General features: G+C 47.1%; 18 protein-coding genes. 6 read left to right on the forward strand and 12 right to left on the reverse strand.

Going from position 1 to position 16,923, the window contains the following annotated elements; genetic code table 11:
* Positions 1 to 12 precede the first annotated feature (12 nt).
* The gene (ahpF, locus tag FZD51_RS11730; RefSeq protein WP_148974952.1) at positions 13 to 1,542 is read left to right on the forward strand and encodes an alkyl hydroperoxide reductase subunit F; all 1,530 of its coding nucleotides are present in this window, start codon (positions 13 to 15) and stop codon (positions 1,540 to 1,542) included.
* 109 nt (positions 1,543 to 1,651) lie between these two features.
* On the opposite strand, the gene FZD51_RS11735 is transcribed toward ahpF, so the two are convergent.
* The 4 genes from FZD51_RS11735 to FZD51_RS11750 all read right to left on the reverse strand — a co-directional run bounded on the left by FZD51_RS11735 (position 1,652) and on the right by FZD51_RS11750 (position 5,093).
* On the reverse strand, positions 1,652 to 2,851 hold the full coding sequence (locus FZD51_RS11735; protein ID WP_094767957.1) for an MFS transporter: 1,200 nt from the start codon (positions 2,849 to 2,851) through the stop codon (positions 1,652 to 1,654).
* A 20-nt stretch (positions 2,852 to 2,871) separates the two neighbouring features.
* Positions 2,872 to 3,477: a TetR/AcrR family transcriptional regulator gene (locus FZD51_RS11740; RefSeq protein WP_094767956.1), complete on the reverse strand. Its 606-nt coding sequence runs from the start codon at positions 3,475 to 3,477 to the stop codon at positions 2,872 to 2,874.
* A gap of 141 nt (positions 3,478 to 3,618) precedes the next feature.
* The gene (locus tag FZD51_RS11745) at positions 3,619 to 3,933 is read right to left on the reverse strand and encodes a putative quinol monooxygenase (RefSeq protein WP_094767955.1); all 315 of its coding nucleotides are present in this window, start codon (positions 3,931 to 3,933) and stop codon (positions 3,619 to 3,621) included.
* A 47-nt stretch (positions 3,934 to 3,980) separates the two neighbouring features.
* The gene (locus FZD51_RS11750) at positions 3,981 to 5,093 is read right to left on the reverse strand and encodes a metallophosphoesterase (protein ID WP_148974953.1); all 1,113 of its coding nucleotides are present in this window, start codon (positions 5,091 to 5,093) and stop codon (positions 3,981 to 3,983) included.
* Between the two features lie 825 nt (positions 5,094 to 5,918).
* On the opposite strand from FZD51_RS11750, the gene hpaB reads away from it, so the two are divergent.
* On the forward strand, positions 5,919 to 7,364 hold the full coding sequence (hpaB, locus tag FZD51_RS11760; protein WP_148974954.1) for a 4-hydroxyphenylacetate 3-monooxygenase, oxygenase component: 1,446 nt from the start codon (positions 5,919 to 5,921) through the stop codon (positions 7,362 to 7,364).
* A gap of 49 nt (positions 7,365 to 7,413) precedes the next feature.
* On the opposite strand, the gene FZD51_RS11765 is transcribed toward hpaB, so the two are convergent.
* The 3 genes from FZD51_RS11765 to FZD51_RS11775 all read right to left on the reverse strand — a co-directional run bounded on the left by FZD51_RS11765 (position 7,414) and on the right by FZD51_RS11775 (position 8,984).
* The gene (locus FZD51_RS11765; protein WP_420886248.1) at positions 7,414 to 8,187 is read right to left on the reverse strand and encodes a DUF817 domain-containing protein; all 774 of its coding nucleotides are present in this window, start codon (positions 8,185 to 8,187) and stop codon (positions 7,414 to 7,416) included.
* Between the two features lie 83 nt (positions 8,188 to 8,270).
* Entirely contained in the window at positions 8,271 to 8,495 is a 225-nt protein-coding gene (locus FZD51_RS11770; protein WP_148974956.1) for a helix-turn-helix domain-containing protein, read from the reverse strand.
* Positions 8,496 to 8,504: 9 nt separating this feature from the next.
* Positions 8,505 to 8,984 (reverse strand): DUF2975 domain-containing protein, encoded by a 480-nt coding sequence (locus FZD51_RS11775; protein WP_148974957.1) that lies wholly within the window; start codon positions 8,982 to 8,984, stop codon positions 8,505 to 8,507.
* Between the two features lie 263 nt (positions 8,985 to 9,247).
* Between FZD51_RS11775 and FZD51_RS11780 the strand changes: the two genes are divergently transcribed.
* Positions 9,248 to 10,117, forward strand: a complete 870-nt coding sequence (locus FZD51_RS11780) for an SDR family oxidoreductase (RefSeq protein ID WP_148974958.1) — start codon at positions 9,248 to 9,250, stop codon at positions 10,115 to 10,117.
* Positions 10,118 to 10,194: 77 nt separating this feature from the next.
* Here FZD51_RS11780 and FZD51_RS11785 read toward each other — a convergent pair whose 3' ends face one another.
* A complete protein-coding gene (locus tag FZD51_RS11785) occupies positions 10,195 to 10,395 on the reverse strand; it encodes a hypothetical protein (RefSeq protein ID WP_148974959.1) in 201 nt (66 codons plus the stop codon).
* 104 nt (positions 10,396 to 10,499) lie between these two features.
* Positions 10,500 to 11,096, reverse strand: coding sequence for a cupin domain-containing protein (locus FZD51_RS11790; protein WP_148974960.1), 597 nt, complete (start codon positions 11,094 to 11,096; stop codon positions 10,500 to 10,502).
* A 208-nt stretch (positions 11,097 to 11,304) separates the two neighbouring features.
* Here FZD51_RS11790 and FZD51_RS11795 point away from each other — a divergent pair, with 208 nt between their 5' ends.
* Positions 11,305 to 11,841, forward strand: a complete 537-nt coding sequence (locus tag FZD51_RS11795) for an MEDS domain-containing protein (protein ID WP_148974961.1) — start codon at positions 11,305 to 11,307, stop codon at positions 11,839 to 11,841.
* 414 nt (positions 11,842 to 12,255) lie between these two features.
* Here the strand turns inward: FZD51_RS11795 and FZD51_RS11800 are convergent, their stop codons facing one another.
* Positions 12,256 to 13,881 (reverse strand): catalase, encoded by a 1,626-nt coding sequence (locus FZD51_RS11800; RefSeq protein WP_148975346.1) that lies wholly within the window; start codon positions 13,879 to 13,881, stop codon positions 12,256 to 12,258.
* 330 nt (positions 13,882 to 14,211) lie between these two features.
* Between FZD51_RS11800 and FZD51_RS11805 the strand changes: the two genes are divergently transcribed.
* Together FZD51_RS11805 and FZD51_RS11810 are read left to right on the forward strand one after the other, a co-directional pair.
* Entirely contained in the window at positions 14,212 to 14,643 is a 432-nt protein-coding gene (locus tag FZD51_RS11805; RefSeq protein ID WP_148974962.1) for a DUF4395 domain-containing protein, read from the forward strand.
* 137 nt (positions 14,644 to 14,780) lie between these two features.
* The gene (locus FZD51_RS11810) at positions 14,781 to 15,107 is read left to right on the forward strand and encodes a hypothetical protein (protein WP_009794454.1); all 327 of its coding nucleotides are present in this window, start codon (positions 14,781 to 14,783) and stop codon (positions 15,105 to 15,107) included.
* A 230-nt stretch (positions 15,108 to 15,337) separates the two neighbouring features.
* On the opposite strand, the gene FZD51_RS11815 is transcribed toward FZD51_RS11810, so the two are convergent.
* Positions 15,338 to 15,796 (reverse strand): hypothetical protein, encoded by a 459-nt coding sequence (locus FZD51_RS11815; RefSeq protein ID WP_148949934.1) that lies wholly within the window; start codon positions 15,794 to 15,796, stop codon positions 15,338 to 15,340.
* A 3-nt stretch (positions 15,797 to 15,799) separates the two neighbouring features.
* Positions 15,800 to 16,588, reverse strand: a complete 789-nt coding sequence (locus FZD51_RS11820; RefSeq protein WP_148974963.1) for a hypothetical protein — start codon at positions 16,586 to 16,588, stop codon at positions 15,800 to 15,802.
* Positions 16,589 to 16,923: the final 335 nt, after the last annotated feature.

The raw sequence follows: 16,923 nt of genomic DNA on the forward strand, positions 1-16,923 counted from the left end.
AGAGAAATTCAAATGGTACTAGATGCAGATATAAAAGCACAGTTAGCTCAATATCTTCAATTAATGGAAGGCGAGGTCCTGCTCAAGGTCAGCGCAGGCTCTGACGACGTCTCCCGCGATATGCTGGCACTGGTAGACGAATTGGCCTCCATGTCATCCAGCATTAAGGTGGAAAAAGCAGAATTGCATAGGACACCAAGCTTTAGTGTGAATCGGATCGGTGAAGATACAGGAGTAACTTTTGCCGGTATCCCTCTAGGACATGAATTCACTTCACTGGTGCTTGCTTTGCTGCAGGTCAGCGGAAGGGCACCTAAAGCCGACCAGAAGGTTATTGACCAGATCAAAAACATCAAAGGCGAATATCGCTTTGAATCATATATCAGCCTGAGCTGCCATAACTGCCCTGATGTGGTACAGGCACTCAATCTGATGAGCGTTCTCAATCCAAACATCACGCATACGATGATTGACGGCGCCGCTTTCAAGGAAGAAGTCGAAAGCAGAGACATCATGGCTGTTCCGACAGTCTTCCTGAACGGCGAATCATTCGGCAGCGGCCGCATGAGCCTTGAAGAAATTCTTGGCAAAATGGGCGGCGGCCCGGATGCATCCGAGCTGTCTGATAAAGACCCTTACGATGTCCTTGTTGTCGGCGGCGGCCCTGCCGGCGCGAGTGCAGCAATCTATGCGGCACGTAAAGGCATCCGCACCGGCATTGTAGCCGAGCGTTTCGGCGGCCAGGTCATGGATACTCTTGGCATCGAGAACTTCATCAGCGTCAAGCATACGGAAGGCCCTAAGCTTGTTGCAAGCCTTGAGGAGCATGTGAAAGAGTACGGCATTGATGTTATGAACCTTCAGCGCGCGAAGAGCCTGGAAAAGAAAGACCTGATCGAACTTGAACTTGAAAACGGCGCTGTGCTGAAGAGCAAGAGCGTCATCCTTTCAACAGGTGCCCGCTGGCGCAATGTCAACGTCCCTGGTGAAGCTGAGTTCAAGAACAAAGGTGTGGCATACTGCCCTCACTGTGACGGCCCGCTCTTTGAAGGTAAGGATGTTGCCGTTATCGGCGGCGGAAACTCCGGAATTGAAGCGGCAATCGACCTGGCCGGCATTGTCAAGCACGTAACTGTCCTTGAATTCATGCCTGAGCTGAAGGCCGATGCTGTCCTCCAGGACCGCCTGTACAGCCTGCCTAACGTAACTGTCCTGAAGAACGTTCAGACAAAGGAAATCACCGGTACTGATAAAGTGAACGGCATTTCCTATATTGACCGTGAGACAGGAGAAGAGCATCATGTTGAGCTTCAGGGTGTCTTCGTTCAAATCGGTCTTGTGCCAAACACAGACTGGCTCGGCGATTCAATCGAACGTACACGCTTCGGCGAAATCATCGTGGACAAGCACGGCGCGACCAATGTCCCTGGTGTATTTGCGGCCGGCGACTGCACAGACAGCGCCTATAAGCAAATCATCATTTCCATGGGATCCGGCGCGACTGCTTCCCTCGGTGCGTTCGATTACCTGATCCGCAACTAAAAAAAAGCCGCTCTGCTATTGCAGCAGAGCGGCTTTTTTATATATTTTCTACGGGTGCCGCAGCAGCAAGAAAAAAACTGACTGGCATTAAACCAATCAGCTCCCTTTATCACCTGGCAGACAACTTCCCCGCCACTTTTTTCTTCCCTTTCCCTGGTTCCGCCCATAAGAATGAAAGGCCAATCGAAAGGACAATCATAACGGCTGCAAAGTAAAAGGGATAGTCAAAATCTACATCAAAAAGCATCCCGCCGATGATTGGTCCCAAAACATTGCCTATGCTTGTAAACATTGAGTTCATGCCTCCGACAAAGCCCTGCTCATTCCCTGCTATCTTCGAAAGATAAGTGGTGGCGGCAGGCCTTATCAAATCAAAGCCGACGAAAACCGTCATTGTAACCATCAGAATCGCTGCATAAGAGTTCACCGTCGTCATCAAAAATACCAGCACAGCCGAAAAGATCAGGCAATAGCGGATGAGCCGGATTTCCCCGAGCCAAATCGTGAGCTTGCTAAAGAAGACAATCTGGACGATGGCACCAAGAATGGCTCCCCCTGTAATCATAATAGCGATATCTTTCGGCGAAAATCCGAACTTGCGATCGGCAAATAATGAGAACAGCGACTCAAAGGACGCCAGGCCAAAGGCAGAGATCAGAATGATCACAAACGGGATGAAATAGATTGGTGCGAAGATCCTCTTTAAGCCGGCTTTCTGTGTCCCGGCTTCCTCCGCTTCCTCATTTTCCGGATTCCGCTCCGGCTCTTTCAGCGTAATCAGCGATAATACAGCCGCACCAAGGGCAAATGCCGCGGCAAAAAAGAACGGAAGCCTTGTGTCAACTTCAGCCAAAAATCCGCCGATGGCAGGCCCGATAATGAATCCTGTCGAGATGGCCGCGGACATATAGCCAAGCGCTTTTGGCCTGGATTTAATCGTTGTAATGTCAGCAATAAACGCCGTAACAGCAGGCATGATGAACGCCGCACTCACGCCTCCAAGGATGCGGGAGACAAATAGAGGCATAACAGACTGCCCCAGGCCGAACAAGAGCTCAGAGGCGCTGAAAATGAACAGGCCGATCACAATCATCCTCTTCCTGCCGAACTGGTCTGCCCATCTTCCCGCTATAGGCGACACAATCAGCTGGGCGCCCGCGAAGGCAGCAATCATATAGCCGACAACCGTACCCGATATATTCAATTCATTCATAATGGCAGGTGTAACAGGAATCACTAGGCCGATTCCCAGAAAGGCAATCAGCAGATTCATAAGCAGAATGGCCAAAGCAATATTATTTCTTTTCATACCTTTTCCTCCTGTAAGTATCATGTCCTGCTGCGCTTACTGGATACCCCTCTCCAATAGACACGCCAGGAAAAATCAAGCTTCTCCTGGACCCTTGATGCATCTCCTGTCAACAGCTCGAAAAACAAACCATCCAGCACACCCGTATACGCCACTGCGGCCGGCCTCGCCCCCACCTCGCTGTCAATCCGTCCGTCCTCTTCTCCCTTACTGGCAGCGAGGATAAGCATTTCTTCGAGATGATCGACATATTTCCGGCCGAATTCCTCCGCCTCTTTTGAAAGATGGGCAGGCTGAAAAAAGAGCATCCTTAATAAAAACTTCGTAAAGTCATCGTTTCCATAGCGGTCACGGTATTGTAAAAGAAAACCATAAAGGAAGTCCTCAAGCCGGCTCTCCTTATGGGTTTCTGCATAGTCATCCAAAAACCTCAGTTCTTCCTCCAGCACATCATCCAGCACTTCCAGCAGCAGCTCATCTTTTCCTTTGAAGTGTGTATAAATAGACTGCTTCCTGATACCGACTTCTTCTGCAATATTCGCCATCGAGGCCCCTTCATAGCCGAACTGGGCAAAATGCTTCAGAGCAGTCATTTTGATTCTTTCACTGGTCAGCTCAACAGCCACAGTTAAATCCCCTTCCTAACGTTCGTTAGTCATATTAAACACCGAAACCGCTGGAAAGTCAACCGAATGATATGAGTTTCTCACCCTCCTGAAAAAAGAAAAGCCGCCAATGGCTGGCAGCTGATTTTCCCCTGTTCAATATTAAGAGCCGGAGATACCCTTTCCTCCCCTGGCTTCCATGGTGCTGATCCGCTCCATCCCGGCAATGATAGGCTTGGCGCGCTTGATTAAGGTCTTGGTTGATTCAAGGGACAAAGAGTTTTGATGGGCAGCCTCATCGCTCCACACCTCGTAAACATAGACAGCATCCGGCTCAGCTTCTGATGTATGGACATGATAGATTTCGCATTCATTCAGTTCCTTCATGGATTCCGCTGCTTCAAGAAGGATACTGACCATATGATCCCGTTCCCCTTCTTTTACTGTAAACCTGCCGAACAGACTGAATTTATTCATGTAACGTCCTCCTATTATTTAGACTGCTATAAGAATGCCCAGATCCTTTAATTTGCAAGCACAATAGCAGGCAGAATTTCTTTCCTCACCCAGCCGGTCATCCCGTCCTTTTTGATCAGTGCAAAGCCTGAGCAGCTGTCATCCAGAACAGACACAGCATCCCCTTTACTCACGGCTATAAGGGAGCAGGAAACATCAGATTTCACCTTGTACCTGCCATTCTCTTCTTGCAAGATGTATTCATTTTTCACATAAAGCAGCTCGTCCTTACCCGGCTGCCTGCATAAGGTAAAATGCTCATCTTCTTCAAAAGGAACGATATCATAATCAGGGTAAAGTATGGCCCCCTTCATATCAAAGGTTTCAGAGAAATCCTTAACGGCCCGGCAAGCAGGGATTCCGTCCACATAGGCATGGGAGAACATATCCTCACCAGCATTTCTCTGGATGATGAAGGCGTTCAATTGCCCTTTATCCTTCACTCTGTTCCCGCCATCGATGCTGATTATTTTTTTCTCCCGATCAATGATTGGATTATCACTCGGAATATCTTTAGAATAATTCACAACAGGCCAATGGCCGACGACTACAAACTTCTCTGCCTGATGGGATTTTTCCAGAAAAGAAGGAATCGAAATAGCCTTATCCCTGTCTGTTTCCCTCCAATTTTCCAAATTCTCCAGCCCTGCGTGGACAAAGATATAATCTTCTGTTTCGATAGCTGTCGGCAGGCTGGACAGCCACTCGATTTCCTCTGAAAAATGCTCTATCAAGACTTCTTTTACCTCACTGATGCTTGTCTGTTCATTCAGCGGGAACCCCGCGTCTGCCAGCCATTCATTGAAAAGGCAATAGCGCCTTGAGAGTAAATATCTGATAAGCAATGGATTTTCTGCAAGCAGCTCCCCAACCAGAGCCTCGCAATTTCCTTCAATCACCTGCACCCGGGGATTGAGCGATGCAAGCTCCATTATGTATTTCACAGTCTCCTTGCTGTTCCTGCCCTTTTCACAAATATCGCCGTTGATAATGAGGTAATCCTCACTGTTAAAATCAACCTTTTCCAAAAGCTCCTTGAAAAGGCCAATTTCTCCGTGGATATCCGAAGTGACGATTATCCTGGCACCCTTTGGTATGTGCATTTCTTTTATTTTGTCCATTCTCGTCTCCTTCTGCCTGCTTTTTAAATGATCATAAAAAGATTCGTTTCTGATTAAGGAAATCCTTCATATTAGGCATCATTAAAGTCGTTTGTTGGCGGATCTGGCACCCTCTTGTTGCATTTTTGTGATTCAGAGGGTCTTAGTTTCTCTGACTAGCACCCTCTGATTGCATTTTTGTAATTCAGAGGGTCTTAGTTCCTCTGACTAGCACCCTCTGATTTGATTTCTGTGATGCAGAGGGTGTTAGTTTCCCTGTCTGGCATCCTTTGGGCCTATTTCTTTCCCCTTCGCTCCTAGGCCTGGTTCTCTTCATTTCCTCTCTTGAAATTTGCCTGTTGCTTTCGCCATGATCAATTGGATGCCATTTCGTTTGAAGCTGAATCCATTCTTTTTAAAAACTTCCCGGCCTCTTTTCCTTTGAGAATCTTCACTTGCTTTCCGAATAATCCAGAAATACTGTATTCTCTCTATTGATACGATAGCTGAATGGGATTTCTTCCAGGCGGTTTCTTTTATCGATATCCATCTTATCCCTTTAATCATCCTTAACTTTGCTGCAGCTCTTTCAGATAGATTCTCTATAGTTTGGCCTTATCCTTCTTTTAAATTTGCTCTTCGCTGGAACATCCGGTCTGTATTAATAAAAAAAGCTCCTATTGAATCAAACGATTGAATAGATTATCCTGAACTATCCTGCAAAAACCAGGAGCCCATTCAAAAACAGGGCTTTTCCCCTTGGAACGGACAGCCAAGCCGGACAATACAGTGATAATAGCTTAAAGGCACGTTCTGTTGGCCAAATATGTAAAGGGGATTGGGACAATGGGAATTCGGAATGGGAAGGAATTCATTGAACGATTGGATCTGATGGAAAATGAGGTCTGGCTGGATGGGGAAAGGGTCGCGGGGAACATTTCGGAGCATCCTGCTTTTAAAGGAATTGTGGCGGCAAAGGCCTCGCTCTATGATAAGCAATGCGATCCGCCATTGCATGAAGAGATGACATTTCGCATACCTGGCACCGCAGAGCTGGCAGGCCTGTCATACCTGAAGCCTCAAACAAAAGAGGATCTGCTGAAAAGAAGGAAAATGATCGAACATTGGGCAATAAGCACCCGCGGCATGATGGGCAGGAGCCCGGATTATATGAATACGGCGGTCATGAGCCTTGCTGCCTCTGCCTCCGTCCTCGCGGGCAGGGAAAACTGTTTTCCCGGGCATGTCCGGGCACTTTATGAACGTGCCATCCATGAGGATCTCTCGTTCACGCACACGCTCATTACCCCCCAGGTCAACCGTTCTGCCTTTTACCTTGGCTCTGACACCCCGATCTCAGCAAGAGTGATCGAGAGGAACCATGATGGCCTGGTCATCAAGGGGGCCCGCCTTTTGGCGACACAGGGAGGATTGACCGATGAACTGCTGGTACTCAGCTCACCCGGCAGGTTTGATACGGAAGAGGCATTTGCTTTTTCCATCCCCTCCAACACGGATGGGCTGCGATTCATCTGCAGGGGATCCTTTGCAGGCGATGGCTCTGCCTTTGATTACCCCCTCAGTTCCCATTACGATGAAATGGACGCTATCGTCGTGTTTGATGATGTCCTGGTTCCTTGGGAAAAGGTATTTCTCTATGACAATGTCGAGGCTGCGCTGGCGTTCAAAAATAAGAGCAGCTTCCATTCCTTTGCCTATCACCAGGCATTGATCAGGCAGATCGTTAAAACGGAATTCATCCTAGGGGTTGCCGAATCTATTGTAAAATGCCTCAATGTCAGTGAATATCAGCATATACAAGCCAAGATGGCCGAAATCATCATAGGGCTGGAATCGATGAAAGCGCTGCTCGAGAAATCAGAAAACGATGCGTTTGCCGATGAGTTTGGCTGCATGCGCCCAAGCATCGTCCCTCTCCAGATTGCCAGCAACCTTTTCCCTGATCTGTATCCCCGCTTTTGCGAGATCATCCAGGTTATCGGCGCAAGCGGCCTGACCTCGCTGCCGACTGAAAAAGATTTTGAATCAGGCATCCGGGCTGACCTTGATCATTATCTTCAAGCGGAAGGCTTGAATGCAAAGGAACGGGTCCAGCTCTTCCGTCTGGCCTGGGATTTGACGATGAGCCCCTTCGGCACAAGGCAGACCCATTACGAAAGATATTTCTCCGGCGATCCGGTCCGGCTTGCGAGCACCTTATATCATACTTATCCAAAGGAAGCCTTTGTCCGGAACGTCAGTGAATTCCTGCAGCAGCGAAAATCAGATTAGTATTAAACAAAGCCGCATCCCCATGCAACAAGGATACGGCTTTTTGAAATTAATGGGGCTTCCCCTTGACCAGCTTCAGTGTCGCAACAATCAGGAAGCTGACAATCACCAGCAGCAGCCAGGAACTTACCTTGCCAAGGTGGACAAGGCTCCAGGCATCCTGCTGGTTCGGATATTCCCATGCCCCGAAAAACGTCGCGATGTTTTCCGCTATCCAGATAAAAAATCCGATCAGTACGAATGATAGGGAAATCGGCATACGGTGCTTGATTCCTCCGACCTCATAAATGACCCGGGAACGCCAAAAGACTATGATTACAAGCCCGGAGAGCCACCAGCGGATGTCTATCCAATAATGATGTGTGAAAAAGTTCAGGTAAATGGCAGCAGCCAGCGGGACAACAAGCCAAAACGGCGGCCACTCTACCAGTTCAACCTTCAGCCTCCGCCACGCCTGGCAAAGATAGCTGGCCACGCTCGCATACATGAATCCGCTGTATAGCGGTACGCCTCCAACCTTGAAGAAGCCTTCTTCCGGATAAGACCAGGAGCCCATATGGACCTTGAACAGCTCAAGCGCAAGCCCGATCAGGTGAAAAAGTGTGATAACCTTTAATTCATCGCGCGTTTCAAGTCCTGAGCGCAGCATCCCCCATTGCATCACAAGGCAGATGAGGAGCAGCCAGTCATACCGCGGCAGGAATGGAAGCGGGATGATCTTCGTCAGGGCCAGGGAAGCAAAGATAACAACAGGGAACAGGCAGGACAAGGCCTGCTCCCAGCCAAAACGGCATAGCTGCTGTGCCCCTCCAATCACCTGCATCCTTACATTTCTTTTCTTAACATCATTCTGGATGGCTATGCTCATATGAAACCTCCCCTTATCTGGACAGAATTTGAACTAATTCACTGTTCCGGCTTTTCATCGTCCTTTTGGTATTCCAAGATGTCTCCCGGCTGGCAGTCCAGCGCCTTGCAGATGGCTTCCAGAGTCGTCAGCCGGATTGCTTTTGCTTTTCCATTTTTCAGTATGGAAAGATTGGCCATGGTGATGCCGACCCTTTCTGATAGCTCAGTCACGCTCATTTTGCGTTTCGCCAGCATCACATCGATACGAATGATAATTGCCATGTTTTCACCTCAGACCGTCAGATCATTTTCTGACTTGATATCGATCGCATTTTTCAGTAATTTTTGGAGGACAGCGGCAAAAACAGCAATCACAATGGAACCGAAAATGATGATCAATCCGATCAGGATGATGCCCGGGGCATCGTCGATCTCTGCCGCAAAATAAAAGAGCGGCATAGCTGCTGTATACAGCAGCATAATCGCAGCGGCACAATTTCTTATCGCCCTCAAAGCCCTCACAGCCATTTCTGAGAATGCGTTGTTATGGTCGATATAATTTAGAAGCTTGAAGGCCTGAAACAAAGCAGCGAAAAACGGAATGGCCGATATATACATAACCGCCAAAATGCCATACAGCAGATTCCGCCATTCCAAACCGCTTTGGCTTGCATTGATTGCAAGAGAAGGCAGTCCGAATAAACATAATGCCAGTATCGGAGCCCCGATAAGGAAGATGGCTATTTTCAAAAAGAGTGTTTCCCTTTTCATTTCATACACCTCACAGGTTAAGTTATATTGATTTTAAGTTATTTTTTATTGTTTTTCAATAAACTTTTAATGAATTTTATTATTTTTTTGTTGCGATAAGGATTCCCCCCTTAAAAACAAGCTTGCATAAAGAGCGCCCGGCTCATCAGAGCATCAGCATACAATTCTGTTTTAAAACCAACCTCAAGGGTAAGAAATCTATATGGCTTACAAGTGATATAAATCACAAAGCAACTATATTGTGAGAAAGGAATGACTAATCAATGGATAAAGACATGCCAAAACAGATCCCCGGACAAATGCAGGAACGCCAGCCAGGCTTTGAAAATGAAATGGAGCCCCGCCCCGATTTCACGCAGAATCTTGCAGGAAAAGGTGAAAGGCTGTCAGGCAAAACCGCGCTGATCACAGGCGGAGACAGCGGGATCGGCCGTGCTGTCGCTGTTGCTTATGCAAAGGAAGGCGCTGATGTAGCCATTTCCTATCTCGATGAGCATGACGATGCTGAGGAAACAAAAAAGTATGTGGAACAGGAAGGCCGCCGCTGCCTGCTGATCGCCGGCGATATCGGCGAAGAATCGTTTTGCCAGGAAGCCGTGGAAAAAGTGGTTTCTGAATTCGGCAAGCTGGATATCCTCGTCAACAATGCCGGGGAGCAGCATACCCAGCCATCTATCAAAGACATTACAGCAGAGCAGCTGGAGCGCACATTCCGCACCAATATCTTCAGCATGTTCCATCTGACAAAAGCTGCACTTGACCATATGAAGCCAGGCAGCTCCATCGTCAACACCACGTCCATCACAGCCTTCCAGGGGGCGCCGAAGCTGATTGACTATTCTTCAACGAAAGGTGCCATCCTTGCCTTTACACGTTCCCTTTCAGGATCTCTGGTCGAACAGGGAATCCGGGTAAATGCCGTGGCGCCAGGCCCGATCTGGACTCCGCTCATCCCCGCTTCTTTTTCAAAAGACGAGGTAGACGGTTTTGGCAGCGAAGGTGAATTCAAGACGCCAATGGGACGCCCGGGACAGCCGAGCGAACTTGCGCCAGGCTATGTATACTTTGCATCTGATGAATCTTCTTATGTAACTGGGCAGGTGCTGCATATTAACGGGGGCACTCCTTACTAAGAGTGCTGCAAAGCGTTTACAAAGAAAAAAAGACCCGCACTCTTGATGATTCAGGAGCCGCGGGTCTTTTTCTGCTTTCATTCATCTTTATTCCACACAATGCTATAAGAAATATTCAGCTTGTCCCAGATCCAAGCATGAAGAATGTCCTCCAGGATCTTTCTCTCTGCTTCCTCATCCAAGTTTTCGGCAACGCCCAGCTCCTCAAAGGTAAAAGTTTCACTTGTGCGTGAATCGATGTATTTTGTATCAAAAGAAAAAGTGACGTTTTTGGCCAATGTAGTCCCCCCTGTGCAGCATTTATATGCATAATACCATAATTAACCATAATTATATCAAAGAGAAAGCTGCCTTCCCGGCAGCCCTCTTTAATCTTTTCAGCCTAATACCCCCACCCATAAGGATACCCTCCATAATTGGAGCGGTACCCGCGGCTTTGTTCTGCAGCCTCTGCAGCCGCTTTTGTTTGATGGACCGTGCCAAATGGATGATTGGGAGGCGCATAGATTGAGTACAGCTTCAGAGACGTATTACCGGTGTTGGTAAGATTATGCCATGTGCCTGCAGGAATGAATATAGCCGAATCATCGTATACATTCCTTCTGAAATCCAGATTATTTTTCTTTTTCCCCATCTGGACGACACCCTGGCCTTTTTCTATACGGAGGAACTGGTCAAGGTTATTATGCCTCTCGAGTCCAATGTTCTCGCCGGGCTTCAGGCTCATCAGCGTCAGCTGCAGGTGCTTCCCTGTCCAGAGTGCTGTACGAAAGTTTTTGTTCTGTTTCGTCGCTTCATTAATATTCACGACAAACGGGTTGGGGCCATAATCTTTTAGCGGTACCCGAAAATCCCCATGGGGCAAGGAATAAAAGTTGCTTCCATACCCTGCCTCCAGCGGATAGTGCCCGAACAAAGGCTGACTCCTGACTCCGGCAAGCCGCTCCACTGGATAAGGACACATATGATATCCATACATAATTGCTCAGTCCCTTCACTTCTATTCGGGATATCTTATGCATGGAAATAGGTGAATGACATACTTTTAAAATCAGAGAGATCTTTTCTTCCCCTAGTCCTATAGCACTTAATCTAAATCCTTGGCTTCAGGAGGCATCAATTTATTCAAAACTATGTTACGCTTATTAGAAAGGCTGAATATGTCAATAATTTAATGGGGTGCAAATTTGAAAAGTACTCGTGTAAACGAAGTGAATGAGCTTCAAAGCCTTGCCAAAGGACATGTACTATATTTTTTCAGGAACCAGGAGCTTTACCTCTCGCATGTAGAAGAGTATATCATCACCGGAATTAAACTGAATGAATATTCCGTTATTATAGAAAATGACCGATTGACTTCAATGATTAAACATAGACTTTCCAAAAAATTAGATGACCATTGCCTGCAGAAAGTCGTTTTCATAAACAACTATGACTTTTATTATGCAAAAGGCGATTTCCGGGTGAATTCAATCTTTGATTATCTTCCAAAGGTACTGGACAATTATTCAGAAGAGAATGCTGTAGTACGAAGCTGGGCTCATGTAGAATGGCGGGACGAAGAAGAAATAAGCAGCAAATTACTGGCATCTGAAGAAGAAGCGGATGCCATCGTGTCCGATAGCAGAATCCTATCGGTTTGCGCCTATGACTCAGAGCTGGCAAGCGATGATTTTAAGGCAGGTCTTCTCGCCTGCCACAACTATCTGCTGTGTGATAAATAGAGTTAAATGGCTTCCGGGTAACCCCGGGAGCTTTCTTAATTTTCGCTTGCCTTTACGGTTTTCAAAAAAAAATGCTCACCCGCCATTTGAAAGCAACGCTGGATCTACTTGAAGAAAATCTCCACTTATATATGAAAAATACTGGTACTACGACTGCAATACAGAACCTAACAAACGAATCTCAATCTCCAATCATGGAGAATGCTTTGATGTTGCTTACTCTGTAAAAGAGATGGACTGCTTATATGCAGTCCATCTCTACTTTGGTCAAAACGGGAGACACTCTGAATAGACTCACTCTCTTGAGTGACTCACAGCATCCTCCCCCCATATCCAGATCCTTCTCCAACAAAAAAAGCCGCCCGGCCCACCAGTCATCCTGATGTCCCGGGCAGCCCTTCGGCTTATAGCGTATTAATATGGATCAGCTTCGTGGCCTTTGTCCACGGCTTCTCTCGTTGCCTCGTTGGCAGACAATGAGCCTTGGCCGTATTTGGATTGTCCTGCTTCACGGCCGGGAACATTGTCTTCCATAGACATTTCGTTCAGCTCTTTCGTTCTTTTTTCAATGCCTTCCTTCACGCGGCGGCCGTAATCTTCATCCGCCTGTGTGAAGTGCTCGACCATAGCGTCCTGGATGCGCTTATTGCACGCAGCAAGCGCTTCGGACAGATTCTTGATCAGCTCATCGCGCTCCCAATCCTCCAGGCTGCGGTAGGTGTGTCCTGCCTGGCCATAATTGTTCGGGCGGTCGATCGGCGCGCTCATGGCTGCTGCATTATAAGTCGGCTGATGCGGTGCCGAGCTTGCTTCTCCCACTTCCTCAAAACCGCCGAGCATGGATGGCTCATAGTTGATATGCGGATTGTCCCCGGATTCCTTCGGATCGCGGACATCCATCTGGCCACGCTGCTGATTTGTGCGGACAGGCGCTTTTGGTGCATTGACCGGCACTTTCAGGTAGTTGGCGCCGACGCGGTAGCGCTGGGTATCAGAATATGAGAAAGTGCGTCCCTGGAGCATTTTATCATCGGAGAAGTCCATTCCATCGACCAGGACACCTGTTCCAAAGGCAGCCTGTTCAATCTCGGCATGGAAGTCAACCGGATTGCGGTCAAGGACCATGCGGCCAACCGGCAGCCATGGGAATTTGTCTTCCGGCCAAAGCTTCGTATCATCTAGAGGATCGAAGTCCAGCTCAGGGTGGTAATCATCCTCCATGATCTGCACATACAGCTCCCATTCCGGATAGTCGCCGCGTTCAATCGCTTCATACAGATCCTGTGTAGCATGCCCCACGTTCTTCGCCTGGATCATATTCGCTTCTTCCTGTGTCAGGTTGCGGATGCCCTGCTTTGGCTCCCAATGGTACTTAACAAGCACCGTTTCACCTTTGTCATTGACCCATTTGTACGTATTAACGCCAGAGCCCTGCATATGGCGGTAAGTCGCAGGGATGCCCCATGGCGAGAACAGGAATGTGATCATATGCGTTGCTTCAGGAGTGCGGGAAACGAAATCAAACATCCGCTCAGGGTTAGGCACATTTGAAGCAGGATCAGCTTTGAAAGCATGGATCATATCAGGGAACTTCATCGCGTCGCGGATAAAGAAAATCTTAAGGTTGTTCCCGACCAGATCCCAGTTTCCATCCTCAGTGTACATTTTTACTGCAAAGCCGCGCGGATCACGCGCTGTTTCAGGAGAGTCCTTCGCCCCTGCCACTGTGGAGAAGCGGACCATCAGCGGGGTCTTCTTCCCTGCACCTGAAAATACTTTCGCGCGGGTATATTTTTCGACTGGCTCATCGCCAACTTTTCCGTATGTCTCAAAATAGCCGAATGCCCCTGAACCGCGTGCATGGACGACGCGCTCAGGCACTTCCTCACGGTCAAAGTGGGAGATTTTTTCAATAAAGTGGTAATTCTCAAGTGTAGCGGGACCGCGGTTGCCGATCGTCCGTATATTCTGGTTATCTCTTACAGGATGGCCTTGGCGGGTCGTCAGCTTCTCGCGCTTCACATCATCGCCCTTTTGCATATTCTTATCCTTATTCTGATCCAAACTGCATAACCTCCTCAAATTAATCACCTTTATCTTTTCTAGTTAAGGAAATTTTATACAACAATAAAGGATGATTTTGTAAAATGATTTTCTTGCTATGTAGGTCTTAAGATGATATTGACCGGGGAACTTAAAGGTAAAAACAGCTGTTACAACTAAATTTTTACCCGGCGGACACCCCATTTAAACTGTCTATTATAAAAAAATAATTATAATTAGAGAAATACTTTTCACTTTCAAAACTGCTGCAAAATGAGTATGATAATATAAAACCACAAATCCCTATACGAAAGGTCGTATTAATAAATGGCAGAAACAGTACGTTCAATTCCCCGTCCCCTCGTCAGGACCAACCAATGGTTCATTGTCATCAGTGGTGTTGCCAGCTGGCTGACCGGGCAGGAGTGGATTTTAGCGATCCCGCTTATTGCCGGTCTGATGGGCCTCCTGTTCGGATTCAACCCCATCATGCGGGCCGCCAGAACATTCCTGAAGAAAGAACCGTCTGCCTATATCCCTGAGGAATGGGACCAGCAGCAGTTCAACCAGGTTATTGCAGTTGTGTGCCTTACCGGAGGACTGGTGTCCTATTCATTAGGATTCACAGTCCTGGGCCATATCTTCACCATCATGGTTGCTCTCGCTGCATTCGTTGCCATCCTCGGCTTCTGCATCGGGTGCTTCATAAGATTCCAGCTGATCAGATTGCGCGCCAAGCGAAGAATGAGTCAGAATTAATAAAGCGAGGGAACCTCAGATCAGAGGTTCCCTCGTCTATTTTTCTTTAAAAAACAGAAATGATCATTTTCCCTACTATACAAGCCCTCTCCATATCAATCAGTATTCATAGAATATAGAGGAAAGGGGGTTTAATAATGGCACAAAAGACATTTAATAATCGCAGCGCAGCCACCCTGCAAATTGCTCTCCTCGTCCGGCAAGGCGAAAACCCGGCCAACTTTGATGGAGATGTTTATTTTACACTGGCGCCCGGACAAACAAGAACGATTACCTATGGAAATGCACAGAACGTGTTCCTCAACGGAATTGTGCTGAGTACAAACTTTAATGGCGATATTTATAATAAAACGCAGATAGTCACCGAAAGGGGAAGCCAGCTCGATAATCTATTAAATACAAATAGCATTATTGATATTCTCCCCATCTCAACAGACTATGTCATTTTCGGCCGCAATGCTTAGTTAAGCAAACCGTTTAAGGTGAACCGCCCTGTTTTGAGAGGGCGGTTCACCTTAACTTTTGATAATCTACAATGATCATTGAAGCCTCTTCCTTCGAAGATCCCGGCAGGATCAGCACGCAAAGAAAGTGATGATAAGGGCTCTCTCTAAGATCACCCTGGATATGGTACAATATTACTTTCCAAAAGAAAAAGCCGCCTGAACAGCAGCCTGAATTCTTCCTCCTCTATTCACTTCACCTTCGCCACTCCAAGTGCATAATGGCCAAACAGTATATTTTCAACCAGCTCACCTTCAGCGTCCTCGCATTCTACAATGAGGATGACCTCAGAATGGACTCCTTTCAGCTGCCTTCTTTTCTTTTTTACGATTGCTTCTGTAAAAAGGCGGATACCAACACCAATCAAGAAACCGGCAGCTGCGGTAATCAGCCCCCAGTAGATCGGACCCCACGCTAACTTAAATCCGATGCTAGCCCCGACAACAGAGAAGGCAGTCGCGAGCGCTGCCCCGATGTCAATAAGGGAAGTTCCATCAGAACGGTTCAGGCCATCGAACAGCTTATGCTTCTCCTGGCGATTATCCAAAGGGACGATATAGATTTTTTCACGCTTAATTCCCTTCTTCTCCAGAGTAGAAACCGCCATTTCGAGTGAAATGCTATGTTCAAATGTTGAAAACAGCTGCATTAGTCATTTCACCTTCTGACCTTTTAGAATCCGAAAAGAGGATGATTGGTAATTTTTCCTGAAATATGCCCGCTGTTCTTTGTTAAATAACTTATTGTTCTCTACGGTGTTGACATAAGAGTCATATAATGAAAAGCCGTATAAGGACGGGAAAAATAACAGCCACTCCGGATGTAAGACAGCCGTCGATTTCTCAATATCCCCCATAAATAAGTACGAAAGAGCTTCAAGACCATGGGAGTAGTAAAAAAAGACGACTGCCCAGACAATAGTGAAAAATGCCGACACAATCCGATGTATGTACAGCTGTCCCAGTCCCGGGACAAAAAGTGACCAAACAACTGCCATAACGGGATTGCGCTTATCTAAATAGTTTATCTCCATAGCTCCCATGCTGAAGGAGTTGAACTGATGCTCTTCCCTTTCTGCGAGTACATGGATCTGATTTAAATCGACCGTTGTCCGGTAGCTGTCCCAGATGGCAAAGATATAGACGGGGATATATATCAGCAGCCACCTTACTTCCAAAATTTCTTTTGCCCTTTCAATTTCTCCTTGAAAAGAATATACCATTGCTAAATTGAGGTTCGATTTAATATTAACGAATACTTCCCAAATAAATAGTACAAATCCCCGCAGATATTTAGATAAAAGCAGATGGCCAAATCCAGGAAAAGCGGCACTCCACCAGCCAATGATATAGGGATTTTGCAGATGGATCTGTGTGGTTCCCAGGATGCTCACATGCGCTCTGTACCTTCGGGCTGTATTGTCATTCGTATAGTTATTCATAGCCTTCCACCTTAACTGTATCTATTGTATTATCCTTCCTCCCATTCCTTCTTTTATCCAGACCTCTCTGTAAAAATAAAAAGGGCACCGATCCTTTCAGATCAGCGCTCATGCGAAATTTTGCTATTTTCCCCTATCCGCCCTCACGAAACGAGAATCAATGCCCGGTTGTTAGGTGTTATCTGTAAATGGTTCTGAGGTTACAATACTGGGTATGAGCTGTGAATGAGGAGTTGAACCTCAGGGCCACCCCGAACCCCGACCATTAAGTGCAGCTTGACCCTGCTGCAGGGTTTGGCATTCGCCTTCCCGTACGCTACCAACTTCCATAGCAA

It is taken from the genome of Bacillus infantis, assembly GCF_008180445.1.
In the GTDB taxonomy this organism is placed as follows: domain Bacteria; phylum Bacillota; class Bacilli; order Bacillales; family Cytobacillaceae; genus Bacillus_AB; species Bacillus_AB infantis_B.